Source organism: Paraburkholderia sp. HD33-4 (assembly GCF_021390635.1).
GTDB lineage: Bacteria > Pseudomonadota > Gammaproteobacteria > Burkholderiales > Burkholderiaceae > Paraburkholderia.
This window is the reverse complement of sequence record NZ_JAJEJS010000003.1, coordinates 1,197,599-1,221,524: the sequence shown is the minus strand read 5'-3', so window position 1 is coordinate 1,221,524 and position 23,926 is coordinate 1,197,599. Positions and strand designations below refer to the sequence as shown.

Annotated in this window: 20 protein-coding genes and 3 pseudogenes; 8 read left to right on the top strand and 15 right to left on the bottom strand. The window is 61.0% G+C overall.

Annotated elements, in window-relative coordinates; translation table 11 throughout:
* Positions 1-324 precede the first annotated feature (324 nt).
* Entirely contained in the window at positions 325-3,750 is a 3,426-nt protein-coding gene (locus L0U84_RS40075) for an adenylate/guanylate cyclase domain-containing protein (protein ID WP_233859232.1), read from the bottom strand.
* Positions 3,751-3,878: 128 nt separating this feature from the next.
* Here L0U84_RS40075 and L0U84_RS40070 point away from each other — a divergent pair, with 128 nt between their 5' ends.
* From L0U84_RS40070 to L0U84_RS40060, 3 genes are all read left to right on the top strand, one after another.
* On the top strand, positions 3,879-4,073 hold the full coding sequence (locus tag L0U84_RS40070; protein WP_233859230.1) for a hypothetical protein: 195 nt from the start codon (positions 3,879-3,881) through the stop codon (positions 4,071-4,073).
* 576 nt (positions 4,074-4,649) lie between these two features.
* A complete protein-coding gene (locus L0U84_RS40065) occupies positions 4,650-6,389 on the top strand; it encodes a site-specific integrase (RefSeq protein ID WP_233859229.1) in 1,740 nt (579 codons plus the stop codon).
* 150 nt (positions 6,390-6,539) lie between these two features.
* The gene (locus L0U84_RS40060; protein WP_233859226.1) at positions 6,540-6,818 is read left to right on the top strand and encodes a DUF1488 family protein; all 279 of its coding nucleotides are present in this window, start codon (positions 6,540-6,542) and stop codon (positions 6,816-6,818) included.
* A 463-nt stretch (positions 6,819-7,281) separates the two neighbouring features.
* Here the strand turns inward: L0U84_RS40060 and L0U84_RS40055 are convergent.
* Positions 7,282-7,776 (bottom strand): annotated as a pseudogene (locus L0U84_RS40055) (ATP-binding protein); the annotation flags it as partial.
* 294 nt (positions 7,777-8,070) lie between these two features.
* Between L0U84_RS40055 and L0U84_RS40050 the strand changes: the two are divergent.
* Both L0U84_RS40050 and L0U84_RS40045 read left to right on the top strand, forming a co-directional pair.
* Positions 8,071-8,238 carry a hypothetical protein gene (locus L0U84_RS40050; protein WP_011493047.1) on the top strand — a complete coding sequence of 56 codons (168 nt, stop codon included), beginning with the start codon at positions 8,071-8,073 and terminating at the stop codon, positions 8,236-8,238.
* On the top strand, positions 8,219-10,276 hold the full coding sequence (locus L0U84_RS40045; protein WP_233845960.1) for a recombinase family protein: 2,058 nt from the start codon (positions 8,219-8,221) through the stop codon (positions 10,274-10,276). Before L0U84_RS40050 ends, L0U84_RS40045 begins: the two co-directional genes overlap by 20 nt.
* 28 nt (positions 10,277-10,304) lie before the next feature.
* On the opposite strand, the pseudogene L0U84_RS40040 reads toward L0U84_RS40045, so the two are convergent.
* The 3 genes and pseudogenes from L0U84_RS40040 to L0U84_RS40030 all read right to left on the bottom strand — a co-directional run.
* A pseudogene (locus tag L0U84_RS40040) lies at positions 10,305-10,625 on the bottom strand (ATP-binding protein); the annotation flags it as partial.
* Entirely contained in the window at positions 10,618-12,096 is a 1,479-nt protein-coding gene (istA, locus tag L0U84_RS40035; protein ID WP_267939715.1) for an IS21 family transposase, read from the bottom strand. The gene istA and the pseudogene L0U84_RS40040, both read right to left, overlap by 8 nt.
* Before the next feature lie 110 nt (positions 12,097-12,206).
* Complete coding sequence (locus L0U84_RS40030) at positions 12,207-12,488, bottom strand: hypothetical protein (RefSeq protein WP_233859225.1); 282 nt, start codon at positions 12,486-12,488, stop codon at positions 12,207-12,209.
* 13 nt (positions 12,489-12,501) lie between these two features.
* On the opposite strand from L0U84_RS40030, the pseudogene L0U84_RS40025 reads away from it, so the two are divergent.
* A pseudogene (locus L0U84_RS40025) lies at positions 12,502-12,756 on the top strand (sorbosone dehydrogenase family protein); the annotation flags it as partial.
* A gap of 213 nt (positions 12,757-12,969) precedes the next feature.
* On the top strand, positions 12,970-13,377 hold the full coding sequence (locus L0U84_RS40020; RefSeq protein WP_233859224.1) for an OsmC family protein: 408 nt from the start codon (positions 12,970-12,972) through the stop codon (positions 13,375-13,377).
* A 137-nt stretch (positions 13,378-13,514) separates the two neighbouring features.
* Here L0U84_RS40020 and senB read toward each other — a convergent pair whose 3' ends face one another.
* Positions 13,515-14,531, bottom strand: a complete 1,017-nt coding sequence (gene senB / locus L0U84_RS40015; protein WP_233859223.1) for a selenoneine biosynthesis selenosugar synthase SenB — start codon at positions 14,529-14,531, stop codon at positions 13,515-13,517.
* On the opposite strand from senB, the gene senA reads away from it, so the two are divergent.
* Entirely contained in the window at positions 14,503-15,732 is a 1,230-nt protein-coding gene (gene senA, locus L0U84_RS40010; RefSeq protein ID WP_233859222.1) for a selenoneine synthase SenA, read from the top strand. The genes senB and senA overlap by 29 nt on opposite strands.
* Before the next feature lie 15 nt (positions 15,733-15,747).
* On the opposite strand, the gene L0U84_RS40005 is transcribed toward senA, so the two are convergent.
* From L0U84_RS40005 to L0U84_RS39965, 9 genes are all read right to left on the bottom strand, one after another.
* Positions 15,748-16,293, bottom strand: a complete 546-nt coding sequence (locus L0U84_RS40005; protein WP_233859220.1) for an aspartate carbamoyltransferase — start codon at positions 16,291-16,293, stop codon at positions 15,748-15,750.
* A gap of 227 nt (positions 16,294-16,520) precedes the next feature.
* On the bottom strand, positions 16,521-17,756 hold the full coding sequence (gene chrA, locus L0U84_RS40000; RefSeq protein WP_233859219.1) for a chromate efflux transporter: 1,236 nt from the start codon (positions 17,754-17,756) through the stop codon (positions 16,521-16,523).
* 134 nt (positions 17,757-17,890) lie between these two features.
* Positions 17,891-18,106, bottom strand: coding sequence for a hypothetical protein (locus L0U84_RS39995; RefSeq protein ID WP_233859218.1), 216 nt, complete (start codon positions 18,104-18,106; stop codon positions 17,891-17,893).
* Between the two features lie 19 nt (positions 18,107-18,125).
* Positions 18,126-19,196, bottom strand: a complete 1,071-nt coding sequence (gene arsB / locus L0U84_RS39990; protein ID WP_233859217.1) for an ACR3 family arsenite efflux transporter — start codon at positions 19,194-19,196, stop codon at positions 18,126-18,128.
* Between the two features lie 23 nt (positions 19,197-19,219).
* Complete coding sequence (locus L0U84_RS39985; protein WP_233859216.1) at positions 19,220-19,714, bottom strand: arsenate reductase ArsC; 495 nt, start codon at positions 19,712-19,714, stop codon at positions 19,220-19,222.
* Positions 19,715-19,738: 24 nt separating this feature from the next.
* Entirely contained in the window at positions 19,739-20,215 is a 477-nt protein-coding gene (locus L0U84_RS39980; protein WP_233859214.1) for an ArsI/CadI family heavy metal resistance metalloenzyme, read from the bottom strand.
* Positions 20,216-20,227: 12 nt separating this feature from the next.
* On the bottom strand, positions 20,228-20,551 hold the full coding sequence (locus L0U84_RS39975) for an ArsR/SmtB family transcription factor (RefSeq protein ID WP_233859212.1): 324 nt from the start codon (positions 20,549-20,551) through the stop codon (positions 20,228-20,230).
* A 97-nt stretch (positions 20,552-20,648) separates the two neighbouring features.
* A complete protein-coding gene (locus L0U84_RS39970; protein ID WP_233859210.1) occupies positions 20,649-23,150 on the bottom strand; it encodes an ATP-binding response regulator in 2,502 nt (833 codons plus the stop codon).
* Between the two features lie 100 nt (positions 23,151-23,250).
* Positions 23,251-23,907: an iron-containing redox enzyme family protein gene (locus tag L0U84_RS39965; protein ID WP_233859208.1), complete on the bottom strand. Its 657-nt coding sequence runs from the start codon at positions 23,905-23,907 to the stop codon at positions 23,251-23,253.
* Between the last annotated feature and the right edge of the window lie 19 nt (positions 23,908-23,926).

Below are 23,926 nucleotides of genomic sequence, written 5' to 3'. Positions count from 1 at the left end.
GCGTTGCGGCGCAGCCGGTCCGCGCAACGACGCGGCCGGATTGTGCGGGAGTACGCGGTGTCGATGCCGGAGGCAACGTCGGATTGTCGGGCATCCGGCAAGTTCCGAAGTACACCGGCCATTGGAATGATGTCTTTCGGTGTCGCGCGAAAGGCACAAGGCTCCGCACCCGACAAATCGATTGCCCCCGCGAAAACGGTCCGAACGTCTTCGAGAACAACGCCGTATAGCATACGAAAACATCACCTGCGGAGTTGCGCAACCGGCGCTTGACCACTTCAATGAAACGATGGCGTGAGCGCGGTATTGGGTAGGATTTTGATGTTACGCAAGCGTATCGAATAGCGCTTTGGCCTCTTGCAAGTCAGCCGTTCCAAAACCCTCCTTGAAAGAGCAAAGGATCGCAGAAAGCCTCTGTCGAGCGCTCTCCCCTCTTCGCCGGCCTCGCCATAGCCGTGCGAGACTCGACACTGCACGTAATTCGAGCGATCTTGCACCTTGGCTGCTCGCAATCGAAATGGCTTCAAGGAAACACGCTTCCAATTCTTCGTAGTACGACGAATCTCTGGACTGCTCAGGTACGTGGCACGACAGCAGTTCGCCTCTGAGCCGATGCAATTCAGCGAGAAAATACCGTTCCCCTGTCCGAATAGCGATGTCCAACGCCTCAGTCAGCGTCTCCAGTGCCGCCGACACCTGTCCCGCTTTGAAATATGCCTGTGCGAGCAGCGCCAACTCGTAAGGGCGCGCCAGCGCAGCACCCGTGGCCACGCAGGCGCTCAGGCCTTTGTGGATTTGATCAATGCCTTCGGCGGGGCTGCCTTGCTCGGCTAGCGCCCACCCCCGCAATATTCCTCCCCAGGCCGACCAGTACGGAAACCCCTGCTCCGTCGAAAGTGCGATGGCCGCTTCGGCGAACTCCTCCGCGAGTTGAGCCTCACGGCGGCACTGATACACTTCGGCGGCAAGGGCGAGCGCGAGCGCCATGCTATAGGGATGAGACAGCTTCCTGGCCAACGTCAGGGCTTCCTGGACGCGCCTGGCGGCCTGGTCTGGACAACCCAGGTACCACAGGGTCCTGGCCGCTGCGATGAGCCCGTGTACCGCTGGGTCCTGTCCAAGCAGGAAGGACGTGGCGGTATGGTGTTCACGGTCAATGGTGGCAAGCCCTCGCTCCAGATGTGCCCGTGCCTTGACAGGGTCGCCCAAATGGAACGAACTGGTACCCAGGACGAAATTGGCCTGTCCAATCAACTCCGGATCCTGTGCACGCTCAGCCAGACTGAGCAGGCTTTCACCTAATTGGTATGAAGTCTGGTGCTCCGCACGCAGGGTGTAAAACGTGCGTAGACCCAATTTCGCCTGAAAGATCTGCCGCGTTTCCCCGCCCTGCTCGGACAGAGCAAGCGCCCGGCTGAAGGTCGCTTCCACCTCGGGGGACGCGTAACCTTTCGCCGCAATCAACGCCGGGCCGAGCGTAATACGCAACGCGAGTTCCTGGTTGGCACGCTCGGGCGTATCGGGCAGCCGCTTGAGTAGCTCGAGCGCATTATTCAGATGCGAGATGGCTTCAAGATGTGCCGATCGCTCGAGCGCCTGGCTCCCGGCGCTGAGAAGATATTCCACCGCCTTGGGAATGTTGCCACTCAAGCTATAGTGGTGTGCAAGATCGCTGCAATGGCTACCCAGTCGTTGGCGGTACAACACCTCGATCGCCTGCGCAGTTCGTTCATGCAGTGCGCTACGTTGCTCACTCAGCAACGCCTGGCCTGCCACTTCCTGTGTAAGCGAATGCTTGAAGGCGTACTCGACCTCTGGAAACGCTGGCCGCTCGTAGATGAAATCGCTGGCCTGAAGCGTGGCCAGCAGATAGCGCAAGCGATCTTCCGGCTGGCCGGCGACCTGCCGCACGAGGCTCCACGTAAACTCCGTGCCGATCACGGCGAGCGTTTGCAATAACGCCTTCTCCGCAGGATCGAGGCGATCCACGCGGGCGGCGAGTACGCCTTTCACGGTGGTCGGGATCTGGAATGTGTCGGATGCCACTTCGACGCGGTACCGCCCGGGCTCGCCGAGCAGGACTTTTTCCTCGACGAGCGTCTGTACCACCTCCTCCATGAAGAACGGGTTGCCGTCAGTTTTGTCCAGAATCAGCCTCTTGAGATGCGCAAGCGAAGCGTCTTCCCCCAACAATGTGATGAGCAGTGCTACGGATTCAACCTGCCCCAGAGGATCAAGCCTCAACTGAGCGTAATCACTGTTCTGGCGCCAACCCGGCCGATACTCCGTCCGGAAATTCAGCAATAACAGTATCCCGGCGTTGGGCACGCGCTCAATGAGCGCATTGAGAAACGCCTCCGTTTCGCGGTCCAGCCACTGCAGGTCATCAAACAGCACCTGCACGGGCTGATTGACGCTTTCGCGCACCAGAAGGCGCGTGATCGCGTCGAAGGTACGCTCCCGCCGGATCTGGGGATCCATGGCTGGCAAGACCGAACCCTGCTCCTCGATGCCGAGGAGATACAGCACATAGGGCAGGAGCTCCTCGAGCGTTCGGTCGAGAGTCAGCACTTTGCCCACGACCTTCTCGCGGCAGGTGCGCTCCACGTCCCGGGGGGTGATCTGGAAGTAGTTCTTCAGCAGCTCGATCAGCGGTAAGTAGGCAAACGCCTTGCCGTGCGACACCGAAAACGTTTCGAGTACCAGGGCGCTGCCGGGCTGCGCACGGACCTTGAACTCAAGGAAAAGCCGGGACTTGCCGACCCCAGCCTCCCCGACCACGCCAACAATCTGGCCGTGCCCGGCTTGCACACGGCCCCATGCCGATTCCAGTTGGGCCAGTTCGGAGACGCGGCCGACGAAGCTGGCCAATCCCCGGTGCACGGCCACTTGCAGACGTGTGCGCAACGGCCCCGGTCCGACCACTTCATAGACCAGGAGTGGGTCCTGCAGGCCCTTGACGCGGGTGGTCCCCAGCGCCTTGAACACAAAGTAGCCCTCAGTCAACTTATGAGTAGACTCGCTCACCAGCGTCGTCGCAGGCGTAGCGGTACTTTCCATCCGCGATGCGATATGGACCGTGTGACCGACTGGGTCGTAATCGGTGTGCAGGTCGTCTTTGCGGATCGAACGCACAACGACCTCGCCGGTATGAATGCCGACCCGAATCTGCAGCGCGATGCCGAATTCAAGGCGCACGCGATCGCTGTGGTGGCGCATGGCTTCCTGCATGCGCAGCGCTGCATAGACGGCTCGCTGAGCATGATCCTCATGGGCCAGTGGGGCGCCAAACAACGCCAGGATGCCATCGCCGAGGGACTTGGCGACGTAGCCCTCGTAATGGTGCACCGCCTCCATCATGAGCGCGATCACGGGGTCAATCAGACGCTGGGCCTCTTCCGGGTCCAGGTCCCGGATCAATGCTGTCGACCCCGCCATGTCGGCAAAGAGCGCGGTGATCGTCTTGCGTTCGCCGAACGACGAGCCTCGCGCTTCCATCGTCGCCTGTTCGGCCAGGATCCGCTCGACCAGGTGCCGTGGCGTGTATTGAATAGGGACTGATGCGCTGACAGATTGCGCGAGGCCACGAACCGATGCAACGGTCATTGGCGCGCCGCATCCAGCACAGAACCTCGCCGTAGAAGTCGACGCGCGTCCGCACGCCGGGCAGACCGGGGTCAAAGCGGCGCCGCATTCCTCACAGAAATTTGCGTCCGTCGGATTCTCGAAGCCGCAGCTCGTGCAGCGCATTACCCCCTCCTAGTCTTTGGGGCATGTTTCATTACACGCCGATTCAAAATCCGAGGCAAGGCGGAAGACAGACGAGCCGTGATCTGCTTGGGCAACTGAAGCGCCCCCGCAAGCAAAGGTGTGTCGTAATGCGTGATATCAGCCAATCTTGTGTGGAAGTGGTCGACGCGACGGCGGAGGCTCCCGATGACACGGCGTTCTCGACTGAAAATACGCGGCGGCCTGTCGGCTTCTCGCATTCCGACGGCTTTTGGCGTTCCGCACCGGCGCTGGCCAACGCGGCCCGCCGCTACCAGTGCGTCCGTATCCGCGGCTTCCAGTAACTCTGACGCGTTCGACCAACCGTTCGCCATCGAACTCGAATCGCCACAGGATCGATATTCGGAGCGCCCTGAGCCGATGGATTTACCTGCAGTTTAGACACAACTTACTTGCGTGAGCGAACGGCGCTTGCACAAGTAAAGTTGGTAGCATTCCTACCACCGGATGGATTGCCGCAATCCCTTACTGGACAACCGTTTCCGCAGACTTTGAATTCAACTAATGTTGTTATCATCGCACGGAGAATTTCAACTAATCTTGTTATCTACTGTGCGATTTCAACTAACGTTGTTAAGCAATGAACGCGAAGCTCTCGTTTTCCTATGCGGAAATCTGGCGTGGGACCGCGGCGTAAACGCCTGATACCCCCCACTGGACGTGAGCGGCCGATTGAACGTCACTGTGCTCTCGGTGCTGCAACGGCTAGACGGCGGTGTTATCAACATTAGTTGAAATCTATTAACAACTTTACTTGTGTGAGCGGCGGCGAGTTTTCCCAGGAAAAGTGAAACCTGATCGTGCCATTAAGATAAGTCTTCTTATCATAAGGCCTCCGTTTTCACGTTAAACTTGGCGTTATGACAATGCGCCACACTTTGAGGTCCGCCCCGGCCCTCGCTGTCCCTCCCGGTTTTCCCAATGCCGACGAACTCGCCGTGCTGCGCGCGTGGTACGCAGGCCTGCCGGTGCGGCAGGCGGTGGCGCGCTACCTGCCTGCGGCCCTGGGTGACGGCCGGTCCGCGCGCGGCGTGCTCGGGAAAATCCGTCGGAAGCTGCTTGCCGCCGCACGAGCGCTTCATCGCGCCGATCTCGCCGCCCTGCTCGATCATCCCACTGACGGGCGCGAACAGCACGCGAAAACCGTTGCGCACGTCATCGAGGTCCTCCGCACCGCGCGGCCGGCCGTGCCGCAGATCACTGACGACATCGCGCAATGGCTTTCCCCGCGCGCGGTGCGCGTGCTGCGCGAGCACGGCATCACGACGCTGGCCGACCTGACCGTGCGCATTCCGCGGCGGCGGCAATGGTGGAAAGCCGTGCCCGGTCTCGGCGCGGCGAGTGCGCGCGCGATCGAACAGTTCTTTGCTGCGTGGCCCGCCCTCACCGGAAAAGCCCGCGCGCTGGTCGTCTCGAGCCAGCACAGCGACATCGTGCCGTGGGAAACCCTGAAGCTGCCGCACGAGGTCGACGGTACCAGCGGCACCTTCCGCGCGCCAGTCGCGACCTGCACGCTGGACGCGTCAAACGACTATGAGGCCGTGCAGACCTGGCTCGCGCTACAGGAGTCGTCTGCCACGCGGCGCACTTACCGCAAGGAGGCCGAGCGCCTGATCCTCTGGGCAATCGTCGAGCGCGGCCGCGCACTGTCGTCGCTGACGACCGAAGATGCGATCGCCTACCGCACGTTTCTCCGCCATCCATCGCCGCGAGCGCGATGGATCGGCCCGGTGCGGCCACGGACGTCACCTGACTGGCGCCCGTTCAACGGCAACCTGTCGGACCGCTCGGCCGCACATGCGCTATCGATCCTCGGCGCCCTGTTTCGCTGGCTCATCGAGCAGCGCTACGTGCTCGCCAATCCGTTCGCGGGCGTGAAAGTGCGGGGTAGCAACGGCGCAGCGACGCTCGATGCATCGCATGCCTTCACCGAAGGCGAATGGGCGCTGGTGCGGACCATCGCCGATGGCCTTGAGTATGCGGAAGCGGCCGCTTCCGGTGCACCGTCGTCCGGCTGGAGCAAGGCGGCGGCGCAGCGCCTGCGCTTCCTGCTGGATTTCGCCTACGCAACGGGCCTGCGCGCGAGCGAGCTGGTCGGCGCCACGCTCAAAGACATCAGGACCGATGCGCGCAACGACCACTGGCTGCAGGTGACCGGCAAGGGCAGGAAGGTCGCGATGGTCGCGCTGCCGCCGCTCGCGTGGGACGCGCTGTCGCACTATCTGGCCGAACGGGGACTGCCAGTTGTGCCGGCGCAGTGGCATCCGCAGACACCGGTCATCGGCAGCCTCAAAACCGACCGCGCCGCGACGATCAGCAGCGTGCGGTTGTGGAGTGTGCTCAAGCGCTTCTTTTTGCTCGCGGCGGCCGACATCGAGGCCGACCATCCGCCTTTGGCAGCCAAACTCCGAGCGGCCAGCACACACTGGATGCGCCACACCCACGCGACCCACGCGCTTTCCCGCGGCGCCGAACTGACGACTGTGCGGGACAACCTGCGGCACGCCTCCGTCTCGACCACGTCGATCTATCTGCACAGTGACGAAGTGAAACGGGCGCGGCAGATCGGGGAGGCTTTTGGTACTGATAGACGCCGATAGCCTGGTGTAATCAGCTTTGAGACAGCTGGCTTCCACGTGTCCGAAGCGGCAAACGCGGCGTCCTTGAATACACCGACTTCGCAATACCTGAAATGCATCACATGTGCAAAAATCCCCGTGACCAGATGCAAAGCGCCGTCCTTGCCGCCTATGGAAACCGCTGAAACCGTTGAACTTGAACCGCACGTGCTCGCCAGCCGCCTCGGCGTCGCGTTTGGTCTGACGCGCCAAAACAGCACGATCGAGTGCGTGATCACGATCGCCGCGCTGGAAGCGTATTTCTGGCTCGAGCCACGGGCCAGCGACGCCCGCATCCTTAGAACCTTTCGCGACGGCTATGGCCGCATCCGGGCGATCGCCGAACGGAAAATACTCGCCCATCCCGAGGCACGCCCCGAGCTCACGGTGGCGGATTTCGCGCGCCACTGACGCACGGGCGTTCGCCTGCAGCGGCGACGACACCGGATGAGCGCGTGTCCTGTTCACGTCCGGACCCACCTCTGATTCCTCGCCGCCACATCGCACTCTCGCATATTCGAAGCCCACTCGGATCGCGAGGTTTGCGCCGGGACTTCATCGGATCCGGACCGGATTCGCCCTGCCACATGCGCGCAGAGTGGGACCACCGCTCTTCCTGAAGACGGGTTTTGGGCGAAGCCAGTGACGCAGGTGGGTGCGGTTGACTGTTAGTTGCGTGTGTGCGATGGCCTACGTTGAATGCAGGTCGGCGCAGCGTTATGCTTTGCCCTTGATGGAATAAAAATAATTGCGCTACGGAAGGAAACTGGAAGAATGAAATTGCGACGCATCGCGGCACGACTGTTGATTTTCACGGAGTCTTAACCCACCGTTTTCATCTAAATTTGACCCACCTCGAGACAGCGTAGTACATCTATTCCGGTGTGGATAACTCTTCGTTTCCAGCCGGTTTTGCTGCCCTTTTTCTCGTTGCCTTCGCTTTGGCAGAACTGGTCCTGAAGCGCCACGATTCGTTGCCAGTCTCGACGATGTGGCAATGATGCGTAACCCGGTCCAGCAGCGCTGTCGTCATCTTTGCATCCCCGAACACCGTTGCCCACTCGCCGAAGCTGAGATTGGTGGTGATCGCGACACTCGTATGCTCGTACAGCTTTGACAGCAGGTGGAACAGCAATGCGCCACCGGTCTGGCTGAACGGCAGATAGCCAAGTTCATCGAGAATCACCAGATCGACGTACATCAGCTTGTGTGCGATCTGGCCTTGTTTGCCCGCCGATTTCTCCTGCTCCAGGGCGTTGGTCAGCTCGACAGTTGAGAAGTAACGCACACGCTTGCCGTGGCGCTGTACGGCCTCGATTCCGATTGCCGAGGCAAGGTGCGTCTTGCCAGTGCCCGGCGAACCCACTACACACTGCCCATCATCATTGCGATGATGTGATCATCCGCTATCCGTTTCACCCTCGCTGCGGTGAACGGATAACCGTCATCGGGATGAACAATTACCGGGGCGAGTCGTATCTGACTATCAGGCAGCCCGATGGCACTCTGACGCATCTTCCGCCGTGGATGGCAGGCGAGGATGCTGCCCGCATGTCTGTCGTCGTCCAGCCGGAGTTGCCTCATGCGGTGCTGATCGAACTTCTGCGCCTGGTCGACACGGCGTTATCGTGCTTTGCGGCGGTAACACCTGAGGGAGGCAAAGATGCGCAACCAGATGACGAGGCAGAAGGATCTGTTCGAGGAAACTGTGCCGGAGGCGTTAGTATCAGAGGAGATGCAAGCCGAGCTGGTGACGCAACTGGCGCTGCTGATGTTCGCGTTGATCGACGTCATCGAAGCGGAGGCGCGTGATGAGCAAGATCGGCGCTGAACACCTTTCCCGTCGTGCATACGTGTACGTCCGTCAGTCAACGCTGGATCAGGTCCACCACAATCGCGAGAGCCAGTTGCGCCAATACGGGCTTGCCGATCGCGCACGCGGACTTGGCTGGCCAGATGCGACGGTTATCGATGACGACCTGGGTCGCTCCGGCTCTGGCAATCATCGTCCCGGATTCGAGCGCCTATTGGTGGCACTGTGCAGCGGCGAAGTGGGTGCCGTATTCTGCATCGAAGCCTCGCGTCTTGCGCGCAATGGTCGTGACTGGCACACGCTTCTGGAATTCTGCCGTCTTGTAGGATGCCTGCTGATTGACGAAGATGGAATTTACGATCCGAGACAGCCTAACGATCGCCTCCTGTTAGGCATGAAGGGCACGCTTTCCGAGATGGAGCTTTCGACGTTTCGCCAACGCTCACAGGCGGCTCTTGATCAGAAAGCCAAACGCGGTGAACTGTTCACGTCGGTGCCAATCGGTTATGTGCGTGCACAAGGAAATCGTATCGAGAAGGATCCTGATACCCGCGTCCGGGAAGCGCTCGATCTGGCGTTCCGGAAGTTTCGCGAGTTTGGTAGCGTCAGGCAGGTCCTCCTATGGATTCGACAGGAATGCATTGAGCTACCCGCGGTGAACTACGGCCCGGACGGTCGCCACATTGTATGGAAGCTTCCCGTCTATAACACCCTTCTGCACATCCTGACGAATCCGACTTATGGCGGCGCATACGCGTTTGGCAAGACCCGGACTATTGCTCGCATTGTGAACGGACGCAAGCGAGTGTTTGCGGGCAACCCCCTTCAGCGCGAGGAATGGCAGGCCTTGATCATCGAGCACCACGCGGGCTACATTAGCTGGGACGAGTACGAGGCGAACCGCAAATTGATTACCAATAACGCGAACATGAAGGGCAGCATGGTCCGCGGCGCTGTCAAGCGCGGGAGCTCGCTTCTGGCGGGACTGCTTCGTTGCGGTCACTGCGGGCGCAAGCTGCACGTTGCGTATTCCGGCACCAAAGGCACCGTCGCGCGGTACAACTGTCAGGGCAGCATGATCAATCATGGTGGCCCTCGCTGCATTTCGTTTGGTGCGGTTCGTGTTGATCAACGCGTTACTGAAGAAGTTTTGCGCCAACTTCAACCGTTAGGTATTCGTGCATCACTCGAGGCCATTGAACGTACACGAACAGAGCAGGACGAACGCGTGCGGCACAAGGAGCTGGCACTTGAACAGGCGCGGTATGAAGCTGCGCGAGCACGTCGGCAATACGATGCGATTGATCCTGAGAACCGGCTGGTTGCGGCGGAACTTGAGCGACGGTGGAATGAAACGCTGAAGACGCAGGTGCAAATACAGACCGAACTCGACCTCCTGCGCGAACAGTCATCGAGGGCGCTGAGTGCGGGCGCGCGTGATGAACTTCTGCGACTCGGTGAAGACCTGCCCCGGCTATGGCACCACCCGGCCAGTTCGGTCGAGATCAAGAAACGCATTCTTAGGACGGTCGTCAAGGAGATCGTTGCCACAAAGCAGGACGACACGATTCGTGCACTCGTGCATTGGCAAGGAGGCGATCACACCGAGATCGTGTTCGAGAAGAACCACACAGGTGAGCATCGCTGGGCCACCGATGTCGCAACGATAGACATCGTTCGCGCGTTGGCGAGAACGTTGGCAGATCAAGGCGTAGCGGCGGTCATCAATCGACTAGGCAAACGGACGGCGAAGGGCCACACCTGGACCGCCGCGCGAATCTGCACGCTGCGGAAGGACCATCGAATCCCTGCATATCGCGAAGGCGAACGGCAGGAGCGCCGCGAACTGACGGTTACAGAAGTAGCCACCCTGCTGGGTATCAGTGCGCCAACCGTCATCCGCCTGATTCGAGTCGGGAGGTTGCCGGCGTCACAGGCTTGTCTGGGTGCGCCATGGATCATCCAGCAGGTGGACGTCGACAATTATCTGGAGCGACGAGCTGCGGACCGTCCGCAATCAGATAACTCAAATCAATTATCCATTGATCTTCAATGACATAGGGAGGTGAGCATTATGTCTCGTGCCCGGGGCCGCCGATGAACACGACGTTGTGTGCGCTTGCGAGAAACGACAGTTCGCTGAGTTCACGAATCAGCGCTTCATCAACTTGTGCCTGTGCGAAGTCGAAGCCTTTCAGGTCGCGGTGAGCCGGGAAGCGTGCGGCGGTCATCTGGTAAGCGATCGAGCGGACCTGCCGTTCGGCGGTTTCCGCCATCAACAGCTGCTTCATGAAGCGCTCCGGCTCGAAGTCAGTGTGACGCGCCTGTGCCAGTAGCTCCGGCCAGGTACTCGCCATGCCGTGCAGTTTGAGGCCCTTGAGCTGGGCAATGATGTCGTTAGACATGACGATCCTCCGGTGGGTTGGCGCGTAGCGTCTCGTAGCGATTCACGTCAGCCGCCGGTTCTTCCTTGAGCTGGAGTTTCGTGGTGGCGAGACTGGCACTCGTGACAGGCGCCTTCAGCCGGCTCAGCACGTTCAGGACATGCTCCCCACTGGGGCGCCCTGAATCCAGCGCAGCCTGCACAGCGAGCAGCACAGCATCGAGTCCGTGTTCGCGCACCGCGGCGAGCACCTGCGTCATGATGCGATCGCCGCCCGGGTGTTTGAGCAGGTGCCGCTGCAATAGCTGCAGCGGTTGCGGCATCGTGATGAAGGGCGCACCGTTGCGCAGTGCGCCGGGTTTGCGCTCGACCAGCGTGATGTAGTGTCGCCAGTCGTAAAAGGTCATGTGCCGCTCGAAGCTGCGTTCGTGGCGGGCGATCTCGTGCGCGTCGGCGACGACGCTGAGATACGCCGGATAGCAGCGCACGCTCACCAGCTGGTTCGTGTACTCGGTAGGCACGCTGTAGCGGTTGCGCTGGACGTGGATCAGGCTGGTCGACGAAACCCGCAGGGTCTGCTCGACGTAGCCGTCGAACGGCCGTGGGTTGGGCATCAGCCGGGTGCGCTCGTCCTGCAACACGTCCTCGACTGTCAGCTCGGGCCATTGCGGGTGCCGCATGTGCCAGGCTTCGCGACACTGGCCGGCGACCCATTCGTTCAGAATCTCCAGCGTCTCCCAGCGCCGTAGCGCCGCTTCGTGCCAGATCTGCCGTCGGCGGTCCTGAACATTCTTTTCGACGATGCCTTTCTCCCAGCCTGCCGCCCGGTTGCAGAACTCTGGCTCGAACAGATAGTGGCTGCACATCGCTTCGAAGCGTGCGTTGACCGCGCGCTCCTTGCCGCGGCCAACCTTGTCCACGGCGGTCTTCATGTTGTCGTAGATGCCGCGCCTGGGCACACCGCCGAATGCGGCGAATGCGCGGGCGTGCGCGTCGAACAGCATCTCGTGACTCTGGGTGGGATAGGCGACGAGCCAGAACGCGCGGCTGGCGTTGAGTTTGACGTGGGCAACCTCGAGGCGCCGCCGCAGCCCGCCGATGAAGGCGTATTCGCAGCTCCAGTCGAACTGGAAGGCTTCGCCGGGCTCGAAGGCGAGCGGCACGTAGGCCTTTCTGCGCGGCGCTTCGGCCTGTTCCTCATGCCAGCGCCTCACGAACGCGCTGACGCGGCCGTAGCTGCCCGCGTAACCCTCGCCGCGGATCGCCTCGAACATGAATCGCGCGGTGCGCCGGTCGCGCTTCGGGCGATGACTGTCCGCCCGCAGCCAGCCCGTCAGCTGTGCGGCCCACTCGTCAACAACGCTCGGACTGACGCGCTTTGGATACTTCGGCTCGACAGAATCGGTCTGCCGCAGCCAGCTGCGCACCGTGTTTCGGGACAGGCCCGTACGCCTCGCAATCTCGCGCAGCGGGACCTGCTCGCGGAAATACATCCGCCTGATCTTGGCCAATATGCCCACCGTGATCACCTCTGTATCCCCTGCTCAAAGATTGAGCAGGACATTCAATCACGTGGGTCAAAATTCGATGAAAATTACGCCCCTTAGTGGGTCAATTCTGCGTGAACATCAACAGTGTAAAGCCAGCGCGGGTGCGTGAGGCCACCGGCAAACTCGGTGACGAAAAAGCCGGTGGGGGCGGTGGGCATGAAACCGTTGGGGCGCGTCTGAATGGGCGCGATGTTGACCATCGGAACCAACGACGCAGTTTGAGCCGGCATGGCCGGCCACGCGCCGAAACCCGCATCGCTTGAACCTGACGGTCCGATCGCGCAGGAGGCCAGCGGCAAAACCATTGAAACAGCGAGACGATTTAGCAGACGCATGTGGGTCCCGAACGCGTGGAACCGTAAACCGCGTACCGGCTACAAAGTAGTGTTCGTGCCATTTGTCGATGGAGAACCTGCTGGGGTACCCGAGAATTTCCTGAGCGGCTTTCTGACCGCAGACGGCCACGCCGTGGGTCGCCCGGTCGGCGTCGCACTGGACGCACACGGAGCCTTGCTCGTGGCTGACGACGTCGGTAACGCCGTATGGCGAGTGGCGCCGCGAACGACATCGCGCCGGCAGGAAAATGACACGGCGCCGGCCTGATGCGGGCCCGCTTCTCGCAAAGCGCCGATTAAGTTGGCAGCCGAAGTACGGCGCGAAGCAGCCCTGGATCGTACAGGCTGCTTCGCGCCGCCTCGCAGGCGATGGCACAATCGTTCCAGCCAGCGCCGGGTGCCCCACGCCACCGGCGAAACCGAACGCGCTCCGCCGCAATCCGCCACTGCCGCGGCGGGCGTACAGTCACGAGGAGATACCATGCCACTTGCCACCGCCTCCGCGCGACTTGCCGCCGATGCCCCCAACTATCTCGTCTCCCTCGAAGCTGGCAGGCATGCGCTTGCCGGCGACGAGGGGCCGCACGAAGGCGGTCAGGATCGCGGCCCTGCCCCTTTCGAATTCGTACTTGCGGGACTCGCCGCGTGCACGTCCGCGACGCTGCGCATGTACATGCAGCGCAAGGGCTGGCCCGACGGCACCATCGACGTGACTACCACTTTACATGTGGACCATGATGGCAACCAGTATGTTCGCCGCGCCGTCGTCGTGGATGCGCCTCTCGACGCCGCCCAACGGGCCCGTCTCGCGGAGATCTGCGAGAAGACGCCCGTCACGCTCTTCATCAAGCGTGGCACCCGCATTGACACCACGATGATGGAGCGGTGAAGGCATGTGATTCGGCTAGTTGTTGTCGAACCGCAGACCCCATGCACCGCGTCGCGACAGGTAGCACGAACCTGGAAGAACGATTGTAGATGCGACGGCTCGAAGAAGGCAGCGACTGCGGTTGGCCACAGCTCGCTTTAGCTGTCGGGAGTTCTTTGAGCCAAGGCCTCCGTTACCAGTCGGATTACTTGTGCTTCTTCCAACGCGGGCGCAAACAATGGCGCCCGACGGGCGCACTGCTGCTGCAGCGTCGTCAGAAAAGCCCGATCCCGACTCGCCCTATCGAGCAACCGGGCCAGCGCCTTGTCATCACCCAGCGGAAAGTAGCCGTCGTAGTCGCGGCCCAGCATGCCGATATTGCCAGGAATGTGGCTGGCAAGCACCGGCACACCCGCATTCACCGCTTCAATGATCACGTTGGCGCCCCCTTCCATCACGCTTGAAATGATCAATGCCTGGGCGTTGGCAATGCGCCGCAGCGTGGCGCCATGTGGCAGCCCATCGAACCAGACGTACCGCCTCACGGTCCGCCATACCCGCGCTTGCAATGCGTGCGCCGCGATCCGATACTCGTCATCCAGCGCGCGGCCGATATGGATCAGCCGGACTCGCGAATCGTCGGGCAGATGGTCCAACGAGCGCATGGGCGTGCACGGGTCCTTCTCCGCGCGCATGTGGCCGACCAGCACGACATCGAACGTTCGCCGTCGGCGCGTCGACGACACATCGGATGTGCGCGCCGGTGCGGACTGGTAGATGACACGGCATTTCGCGCGATACGCAGCCGTCATTTCCGCCAGGCCTTCCTCCTGCAGCACGACCAGATGTGAAGCAAGATCGAGCGAGTGACGGGCCGTTTCGTCGGTGCGAATATCGCGGTACAGATCGGTGCCCGTCAGGACGACCACAAGCGGACGTCCGGGGCAGGCATCCGCGAATCGGACGATACTCGGTGCCGAGCGTCGCGCATGCAATGCAATCAGACATGCGGGCAGCTCCTGCGGCTGATCAGCGGGAGTCCACTGCGCACCCAGCGAAACGCGGTAGTCTTCATGCAGAAACCTGGACCATCGATGTGCCGTCTGCCAATTGCCGTTGTTGGCGCTTCGAAGTGCCGGGCTGACGATGAAAATTCTGCTCATTGGAGGACGCATGGCGTTACGAACTGACAGAGTGACATCGCGCAGTCTGAACAAACCCCAGCTGGATGCGGCATTCGTCGACGCGCATCGGCGCACATGGGCCATCCTCGCGGACCTGACGCCCGCGCAGATGCAGGTCCCCTGCGACTCTGGCATCAATCCGCCGGCGTGGGAATATGCGCATATTGCCTGGTTCACGGAACACTGGATACTGCGCGATCCACAACCCGACGCGCAGGGCCGCTTCATACCCACGCGCCCTTCGCTGCTCGAGCATGCCGACCGCTGGTTCGATTCGGGGCGAGTGCCCCACGACGATCGCTGGCTTCTGGATCTGCCGCCGCTTGCACAGATTATCGACTACGCCCGTGCCGTGCTGGAACTCGTGCGCGCCCGGCTCGCCGCGGCCGAGGATACGGACGAGGCCCTCTATTTTTTCCGACTTGCCTTGTACCATGAGGATATGCATGCCGAGGCGCTGACCTATATGCGACAGACGCTGGACTATCCAGCGCACGCACCGCTCGCGATGTTGCCCCTCGAGCATCGTGCAGGCGCGAGCGACATCGCGATTGGCGACGAGACGTTCATGACGGGAGGGGCGCGGGACGAAGGATTTGTGTTCGACAACGAAAAATGGCGGCACCTCGTGAGAATCGGGCCGGTGCGAATCGACCGTCAATGCGTGAGCAATGCTCGGTTCGCGGAATTCGTCACGGCGAACGGGTATGTCGACGAGCGCTGGTGGTCAAGCGAGGGGTTGGCGTGGTTGAAGCGCACAGGGCTGAAGGCACCACGGCGTTGGCGTGAATCGAGCAACGGGTCTAGAGACTGGGAGCATCGCTGGTTCGGACAATGGGAGCCACTGCCGGTTTCTCTGTCCATCTGCCACATCAACGCGTACGAAGCGGAAGCCTTTTGTCGGTGGCAAGGTCGACGCCTGCCTAAGGAGGCCGAGTGGGAATATGCCGCATGCAATGGACTGATCGATTGGGGCGAGTCCGTCTGGGAATGGATGGCCGATGCTTTCGAGCCGTACCCAGGCTTTTCGCCTGACCCCTACCATGACTATTCCGCCCCCTGGTTTCATACGCACAGGAGCGTGCGCGGTGCGTCATTCGCCACACATGACAGGATGTGCAATCCCCGCTACCGAAACTTCTATCTGCCCGATCGAAACGACATCTTTGTGGGATTCCGCACCTGCGGATGAAACCACGCTGAGAGCCTATTCGGGGGAGGCATCCATCGGATGATGCTGCATCATGCCGGAATCGTGCCCTGCCATCGCGTCGTGGCCATGATCGGACAACTGTGCATCGAACCATTCGTGCAACGCGGCGACGATGCGTGGTTCGTCCGAACGGTATGCGATTTCGCCCCCATCGGGCAAGTCGCGATAGCGGATCTTCAGTGAGCCCGGCTGTGCTGTACGCAGCGTGGCGAGTCCCGGCATGTTCTTGCCGTGGATCGTCTCAGGCGCTTCGAAATCGCCCATCGAAAACTGCCGGGCGACCGCGGCAAGATGCCTCTGGATCAGCGCGACCTGCTTTGGGTCATGCCCCCTCGCGACGACCTGCTGGATCCCGCCGTCTGAGGTCTTCGTAAAGATGTGAGTGGTGGCCGCGAGCGCAAACGGCATCACCTCAGCGCCGTGTTGCGAGACGTCCTTCTGGTGTGCCGTGCTTTCGGCGCGGGCCGACGACGCAGAACCTGCCGCGCCAAGCAGGAAACCGGTTGCTGCCGCGACTACAGCGGCTAAACGAAATTTCATGGACGACTCCAATCGAACAGGCACTCGCACTCTAGCGCTGGTATCAGCGCGCCTGCACAGCTTTCGCTCGAACTGATCCGGGGTATCGGGTTGTCGAAGGACGCCCGGATCATCGACGCGGACGCCGGCGCATCAACGCTCGTCGACAACCTGCTCGACGACCGCCATGAGAACCTGTCGGTCCTCGACCTCTCAGGCGAGGCACGCGCCATCGCCCGAGAGCGTACTCATTGGATCACTGCGCTGGCAAGCCCTGCCAGCGCGCACAGCGCGACCACGAGGACGGGCGGAGTCTTCCAGCGCACAAGCAGGACAAATGCGACGCAGGCAACCGCAAAGTCAGGTACCGAATGAACCGCACTGGTCCAGACCGGTGAATAGAGTGCAGTGGCCAGCAATCCGACAACCGCGGCGTTCACGCCAGTGAGCGCGGCTGCCATCGACGGATGCGCGCGCAGCGACTGCCAGTACGGCAACACGGCGATCACCAGCAGCAACCCCGGCAGGAACACGCCCGCGGTGGCGATCAACGCACCCGGCAAGCGGTTCGGCACACCGCTCGCGATCCAGCCAAGAAAGGCGGCGAACGTCGAGAGCGGCCCCGGGATTGCCTGTGCGGCGCCATAGCCGGCGAGGAAATCGTTTGGCGTCACCCAGCCCGGTGCAACCGTCTGCTGCTGCAACAAAGGGAGGATCACGTGTCCTCCGCCGAACACGAGCGCACCAGAGTGATAGAACGCGTTGAAGACCGCCACGGCGTGCGTGGTGTCGAGCCGCGCCACTACCGGCAGCGCAAACAGAAGTGCGAGGAACAGGCCGAGCGCGAAGATCGCGACCGTGCGACTAACCGGAGAAAACGGCATGCGCGTCGGGGCGGCGATGCCGTTTGCGGCGCCAGTCTCGCGGCACAGCGCAAGACCCAGCACGGCGCCGCAGACGATAACCGCAAGCTGCGCGAACACGGTCGCGAGTAGCGCCGACATGACGATGGCGACGAGCGCGATCGCCGCGCGCCGGCGATCCGGACAGAGGCGCCGCGCCATGTCCCACACCGCCTGCGCGACCACCGCCACGGCGACGAGCTTGAGACCGTGGATGAACCCCGAGCCCATCGGGCTGTTCAGTCGGGGCGAGAGGACCGCGAATGCGAGCAACAGCAGGACCGAGGGCAGCGTGAAACCGATCCATGCCGCGAGGCCACCCAACCAGCCCCCACGCAGCAAGCCGACCGAAAAGCCCACCTGACTGCTGGCCGGACCCGGCAGAAACTGGCACAGCCCGACGAGATCGGTGAACGTCTCATCGTCAAGCCATCGGCGCCGTTCGACGAATTCCCTGCGGAAGTAGCCTATGTGTGCGACGGGCCCGCCAAAACTGGTGAGACCCAGCTTCAGGAATACCGCCAGGACTTCGAACGCCACGTACATTCGGGCGCGCTTCGCAGTGTAGATGCGGGTTTGCATGAGTTGATGAGAGGTCTTTCGCTAAGGCGCAGAAAAGAATGTTACCTGGTTATTGCTACCCCGTCGCCATCGCGACGATGCGCAACCATCACGGATCAACCTGCGGCAGTTCAGTCGTGAGCTCAGTCGGCAGATCAGACACGCCTGCCCTCCCCAGCGATGACCACTTCGCCGTCTTCCTTCGTGAACGCGCCGCGTTGCGGCTCGGGCAGATCGATCAGCATTTCGCGCGACGGCGGATGTTTCAGGTACTCGATGACCGTGGGCTCGATACCCGAGTTGCGGATCATCGCGAGGGTGTGGCGCGAGGTTCCACAGTCCGGGTTGTGATAGATGATGACTTCGTTCATGTGGTTCGTTCCGTAACCGTCAGGCGCACTCGTACCAGTTCTTCGAACGGTTGACGATCCTCACGACGAGCAACATGACCGGCACCTCGATCAGCACCCCCACGACCGTCGCGAGCGCGGCGCCTGAGTTGAAACCGAACAGGCCGATTGCCGTGGCGACGGCCAGTTCGAAGAAGTTCGACGCGCCGATTAGCGCAGACGGGCAGGCGATGTTGTGCTTTTCGCCGACTGCTCGATTGAGCCAGTACGCCAGCGCCGAGTTGAAGAACACCTGGATCAGGATCGGCACGGCGAGCAGCACGATGACGAGCGGCTGCTTCAGGATGGCTTCACCCTGGAACGCGAACAGCAGCACCAGCGTCGCGAGCAGCGCCATGATCGACCAGGGACCAATCCTGGCCATTGCTGCATCAAACGCCGCCGCTCCATCGGCGAGCAGCACCTTGCGCAGAATCTGCGCGAGGATCACGGGAATGACGATGTAAAGCACGACCGAGGTGAGCAGCGTTGCCCACGGCACCGTGATCGCCGAGATGCCGAGCAGCAGGCCGACGAGCGGCGCAAACGCGACCACCATGATGCTGTCGTTGAGTGCGACCTGCGAGAGCGTGAACAGCGGGTCGCCACCGGTCAGGCGGCTCCAGACGAACACCATCGCCGTGCAGGGCGCGGCGGCCAACAGGATCAGCCCGGCCACATAGCTCTCGAGCTGCGCCGCTGGCAGCATCGGTGCGAACAGCTGCTTGATGAAGAGCCACGCCAGGAACGCCATCGTGAAAGGCTTGACCAGCCAGTTGACGACGAGCGTGACGCCAATGCCCTTGATGTGCTGACGCACTTCATGCAGCGAGCCGAAGTCGACCTTGATGAGCATCGGGATGATCATCACCCAGATCAGCAGACCGACCGGCAGATTGACGTGTGCGTATTCCATCCGGCCAATTGCCTGGAACACGCCAGGCAGAATCTGGCCGAGCAGGATGCCCGCGACAATGCACAACGCGACCCAGATAGTCAGGTATCGCTCGAAGAAGCTGATGGCCGGTTTCGGAGCGGTCTTGCGCGAAGCCGCGACGTTGGGGGTATTCATGGGACAACTCGACAAAGAAGGTTTCAGCTGTGCAGAATGGCGTCGAGTGCCTGTTGAAGCTCGGCATTCCCGAGCCGCTCCAGGGGCAATTCAAGCAGTTGCAGCATGCGATAGCCGATGGCCTGGCGTGTGAGCTCGAATGCCTGGCGCCTGCCTTCATCACCGCCCGGTGCGTTCGACGGATCGGCGTAGCCCCAGTGGACCTTGACCGGGCTACCGGGCCAGAACGGGCACTGTTCAGCGGCCGCGCTGTCGCACACCGTGATGACGATGCGCATTTGCGGCGCGCCATTCTGTGCGAATTCATCCCAGCTCTTGCTCCGATAGCCTTGCGTATCGATACCCGCGTTCGTCAGTGCTTCGAGCGCGAACGGATTGATGCGGCCGCTCGGGGCGCTGCCGGCGCTGAACGCGCGTACGTCCCTGCCGAGCTTGCGCGCCCAGTGGTTCAGCATGGCTTCGGAAAGCACGCTGCGCGCGGAATTGTGCGTGCAGAGAATCAGGACGTTGGTGGGCATGGTGTTATCGGACGCGTTGCGCGATCAACAGCAGGCCGAACCGGCCGGTTTCACGGGAACAGCAACGGACTTGCCGCTCGACCCGCAGCAGGCCGCCGCGCCCGGCGCCGGCACTTCCTGCCGGCTTTCGCCGTAGACCGGGGCGCTCTCGAGGGTATGGAAATGCTCCCAGGCAATCCCTTGCGGATCGACGATCCAGTGCTTGTCGCTTCGCGCATAGCAGCAGGTCGTTTTGCCCTGGTCGAGCAACGCCATGTCCGCGGCCTGCGCACGCTGCGCGAGTTCGGCCAGCTCCGCCGTGTCATCCACCTGGAAACCGAGGTGGTCGACACCGACCTTCGTGCCGCGTGTCGAGATCGCGAAGTTCACGCGAGGATCGTCCAGCATCCACTTCGCGTAGTCCGTTTCGGCGCGTGTCGGCTCTGCGCCGAACAGCTTCGAATAGAACGCGACACTAGTTGCGATGTCGTTCACGCGAACATGAATGTGAAACCGCTTCATGATGGTTCTCCGTCAGCATTGGCATGAATTTGCGCCCGGCGTGAGGCAGGCCTGCCCCTGGCAGCAGTTCTCAGTCAGAAAGCCGAGGACTGCGTTCATCTGCTCGTAGGCAGCCCGGTAGATCAGGCTGCGCCCGTCGCGCTCCTGCGTGACCAGCCCGGCGAGCATCAGCTCCTTCAGATGAAAGGAGAGCGTCGCGTTGGGCACATCCAGCTGTGTCGCAATGGCGCCGGGTGTCAATCCGGCCGGCCCGGCGACAACCAGCATCCGGAACACGCGCAGGCGCAGGTCGTGGGCGAGCGCCGCTAAGGCGCGGGTGATGTCTGTCTGTTCCATATTTCGAATATATTCGAAATATGGAACAGCCGCAAGGTGGTTAAAGCCTCGCAGGCCGTGCGCCGCGCTACCCGCTCGTATCGCGTAGCCGACTACGTCACGATCCCAGAGCCGGGCATTCCCGGTGCAGCAGCCGAACGGTATCCGCCATGACGTTCCTGAGTTCACACAACCAGTTTTCGTCCGTTGGCCATCGGTGTTCGTTCGCTACTGGCACATAGAGCCGCCTCACCAGTCGGTGCAGCGCCGCTCCCCCAATGTTTGCGCTTACGCCAAGCAGCGAATGCAACGCTTCATGGGCGTCGCCCAGGTCGTTCGACACAAGGCTTGCGTCAAGCCGGGCAATTAGAGGATCAAGCGTCAAAAGATAGTCGCCCACCAACTCGACGAGCAAGCCGTCACGCTTCAACTCCTGAAGGCGATCGATGTCGAGGAGATTTTCACTTTGAACTGCCGGGGCGTGGTCTTTTCCCTCTGCGTCGTCCGCAGCGTCCAGCGTTGCCACGGGCCACCGCAGGTCTGTCATGCCAGAACAGATGTGCTGACTCAGCTTCTCGAAAAGGACCGCGCCGCGGACTGGCTTCGTCATGACATCGTTCATTCCGGCGTTGAACGCAGATTCCACCGTGACCGCATCCGAGTACCCTGTCAGTGCGATGATCGGTATTGCGGACGAATCACTCGAATAGGAACGGATCGCCCGGCTGGTTTCCAAACCGCCGAGGCCCGGCATGTTCAGGTCCAGCAATATGACGTCGCATCGCTGCCCGCCGGCAATCATATCGAGCACTTCCTGGCCGTGATTCGCCTCGATGACCTCGATGCCGTACTTCTCCAGCCAGCCTCGTGCGATGTGCCGACCGACCTCGTCGTCATCCGCGAGGATAGCCGTCTTGCCTGCCAACACGTCGGCAGCAACACTCGAGCGGTCAAGGCATGATCGCAACGCGCGGACAAGATCAGAGTGTTTGCACGGTTTGGAGATCATTCCGGACATGCCCGATCTCTCGATCTTCATGCGCACGAGATGCGACGGTTCGCTGGTACAGGCGAGGACCGGTACCGACTGGTGGCCCGGGACAACCCCGCTACGAATCAATCGCGTTGCGGCATACCCGTCGAGCACGGGCATCCTCAAATCCATCATCACGAGGTCGTAGCGGGCCGCCCGCATCCGGTCGATCGCATATTGACCGTCGTGCGCCTCGTCGATTTCCATCCCGAGACCAGTCAGTTGCCTGCGTATCGCCATACGCTGCATGGAGTCGTCGTCGACGATCAGTAGCCGCTTACCCGCAAAAATCGCGAGAGAGTCTCGTGTTGATACTTGAGGACGCTCGTCCTCCTCGGCTGATGCGGTTTGCGGAAATCGGAGGGTAAACCGGCTCCCCTCGCCTTCGACCGAATCGCAAGAAATATCTCCATTGAATGCCGCAATTACCCGTTTGCAGTAAGCGAGCCCCAGGCCCGTACCGCCCGCTTTGCCCGATGTCTGGAACGAGTCGAACAGACGCGGCAATACTGATTGCGGGATGCCCGGTCCGGTATCACTGACAATGACATGACCCGCCTGTACAGTAACGACGACCTTCATTCCTGGATAGAGGCGGTGGTAATAAAGGGCGTTCTTCAAGAGGTTGAACACGACAAAAATAAAAAGCGTTTCGTCGCCGCGGAACACAAAATCCTCAATCACCGAAAGCGACACGATCGCGCGCTCTTCTTCGGTTTCGTACGCATATTCAGCCAGCGCTTTCTGAACCGCATCGAAAGCGTGAATGAGCGCAAATCTGCTGGTATCGATGGACTTTGCGTTGACCTCGTCCAATGTCATCGCAATGACCTGCAAGCCTCGCTCAACGGCCAGTTGGCCTTGAGACAGAAAAGCATAGAGATCATTGATCTGCTTTCGCGTCAACGGCTGGACGTCAGGGTTCGTCGTGGGCTCAGGTAGCGCCCGGCTTGCCCCATCAAGGCTGTACTGGATCCGACTCAAAGGGGTACGCATTTCGTGCGCGATCGACCCTGCCAGGGCCGTCGCGCCGCGCAACTTTGCTTCCTGCAATTGCTTTTCGGAAAACTTGAAGAGACTTCCGCCAATTACCACCAGAATGACTGTCGGCAATCTTGCAACATAATCCAGAGGCAAATAAATCTGATCCGTTGTTGCCAGGTAAAGCGCAACTCCCAATCCTGTCCCCAGGCACAACATGGTGACCGTATTGCGCCAGTCGGTCAGCAATACGAGAAAGAAAACCGCCATGAAACTATCCGCGATGAATACGAGATTGCCGTGATTCTTCAGTGACATGAACACGTGGAAGAATGGCAGACAGTAAAGCACCACCGCGTACGACCAGGCGAAGTAGTATTTCCTCAGTCGGGCGGGCCAGTACTCTCGTATCACCACTGCCGCGCACGAAGCCGACGCAATCAACCTCATGCCCAGATTGTCGTACGGTTGCGGAAGAACAAATCTATAGATCAGATAGAAAAGCGGGTACCCGACGGCGCCCACTAATCCGGCATATCTCAGAATTCCTTTCCGGTAATTGCAGTATTCCTCGTAGCTGACAAAGAGCTTGCGTAGATATTTCATGGGGCGTGCACCCGGAAAGGTGGCCGGGAAGCAGTCTTGAGGACCTGAGATAGATGCGGATCGGGGAGGCGCTTTGCTCGGCCGGCGCTCCCCCGCTGATTTATTGGTGTCGCTGCGCGACCTGCTCCAGCATCTGCCCGGTCAGGAACAGCGTCGTCTCCGCGGTTGAGCGAACCAGCGCCTGGTCCGCAGGTGTCTTTGCGTAGCGGTCGATGCATTCTTCCACTTGAACGATGTGCTTTTTGTCGATCGTGGAATGAGCAACAAAAAAGGACATATTCTTTTCGGAGAGCGAGAGGTCGCTGCGAAACTTTCCGAGAACATCGCCGATGTGGTGGTACACGCTTTCCGCCCAGAAACTGTAGCCAAGCCGTGCGATGGGGCCGTACCTGAGCGCCACGAAGTACAAATATCCGATCAACGCCTCGGTTGCAGGAAGGGGCGCGCGTCCCAGTTGCTCCCTGTCAAGCAGGCCAATACTTTCGAGATCGTGAACGGCCATGCGTTCGTGCCCGAGTTCTTCTGCTGCGTGCTGATACGCAAACCTCAGCAGGCCCTCAGGCGCGTTGACGAAAGCCGTGACGGCCTGGTTCATCGAATTATGCTTCGTGTAATGGTGAATCTCGATCATTAAATCGCGATACAACTCCTTGGTGACCGGTTTCTCCATGACGCGATTCCAGAACCGGCCGCCCCTGATCTGTTCCCAATGCTGATCGACCGTTTGCCGCAGTGAGTTAATGAATTCATTTTGCATCGCTTTTCTTCCTTTATTA

Excerpts from the sequence above, each read along its gene's own strand:
- L0U84_RS40030 (WP_233859225.1), bottom strand. The coding sequence starts at position 12,488 with ATGCGTCTGCTAAATCGTCTCGCTGTTTCAATGGTTTTGCCGCTGGCC.
- L0U84_RS39985 (WP_233859216.1), bottom strand. The coding sequence starts at position 19,714 with ATGCCCACCAACGTCCTGATTCTCTGCACGCACAATTCCGCGCGCAGC.
- istA (WP_267939715.1), bottom strand. The coding sequence starts at position 12,096 with ATGTATTTCCGCGAGCAGGTCCCGCTGCGCGAGATTGCGAGGCGTACG.
- L0U84_RS40050 (WP_011493047.1), top strand. The coding sequence starts at position 8,071 with ATGCGCAACCAGATGACGAGGCAGAAGGATCTGTTCGAGGAAACTGTG.
- chrA (WP_233859219.1), bottom strand. The coding sequence starts at position 17,756 with ATGCAAACCCGCATCTACACTGCGAAGCGCGCCCGAATGTACGTGGCG.
- L0U84_RS40020 (WP_233859224.1), top strand. The coding sequence starts at position 12,970 with ATGCCACTTGCCACCGCCTCCGCGCGACTTGCCGCCGATGCCCCCAAC.
- L0U84_RS39965 (WP_233859208.1), bottom strand. The coding sequence starts at position 23,907 with ATGCAAAATGAATTCATTAACTCACTGCGGCAAACGGTCGATCAGCAT.
- L0U84_RS40070 (WP_233859230.1), top strand. The coding sequence starts at position 3,879 with ATGCGTGATATCAGCCAATCTTGTGTGGAAGTGGTCGACGCGACGGCG.
- senA (WP_233859222.1), top strand. The coding sequence starts at position 14,503 with ATGAAAATTCTGCTCATTGGAGGACGCATGGCGTTACGAACTGACAGA.
- L0U84_RS39970 (WP_233859210.1), bottom strand. The coding sequence starts at position 23,150 with ATGAAATATCTACGCAAGCTCTTTGTCAGCTACGAGGAATACTGCAAT.
- L0U84_RS39980 (WP_233859214.1), bottom strand. The coding sequence starts at position 20,215 with ATGAAGCGGTTTCACATTCATGTTCGCGTGAACGACATCGCAACTAGT.
- L0U84_RS40045 (WP_233845960.1), top strand. The coding sequence starts at position 8,219 with ATGAGCAAGATCGGCGCTGAACACCTTTCCCGTCGTGCATACGTGTAC.
- senB (WP_233859223.1), bottom strand. The coding sequence starts at position 14,531 with ATGCGTCCTCCAATGAGCAGAATTTTCATCGTCAGCCCGGCACTTCGA.
- L0U84_RS40060 (WP_233859226.1), top strand. The coding sequence starts at position 6,540 with ATGGAAACCGCTGAAACCGTTGAACTTGAACCGCACGTGCTCGCCAGC.
- L0U84_RS39975 (WP_233859212.1), bottom strand. The coding sequence starts at position 20,551 with ATGGAACAGACAGACATCACCCGCGCCTTAGCGGCGCTCGCCCACGAC.
- L0U84_RS39995 (WP_233859218.1), bottom strand. The coding sequence starts at position 18,106 with ATGAACGAAGTCATCATCTATCACAACCCGGACTGTGGAACCTCGCGC.
- L0U84_RS40065 (WP_233859229.1), top strand. The coding sequence starts at position 4,650 with ATGACAATGCGCCACACTTTGAGGTCCGCCCCGGCCCTCGCTGTCCCT.
- arsB (WP_233859217.1), bottom strand. The coding sequence starts at position 19,196 with ATGAATACCCCCAACGTCGCGGCTTCGCGCAAGACCGCTCCGAAACCG.
- L0U84_RS40005 (WP_233859220.1), bottom strand. The coding sequence starts at position 16,293 with ATGAAATTTCGTTTAGCCGCTGTAGTCGCGGCAGCAACCGGTTTCCTG.
- L0U84_RS40075 (WP_233859232.1), bottom strand. The coding sequence starts at position 3,750 with ATGCGCTGCACGAGCTGCGGCTTCGAGAATCCGACGGACGCAAATTTC.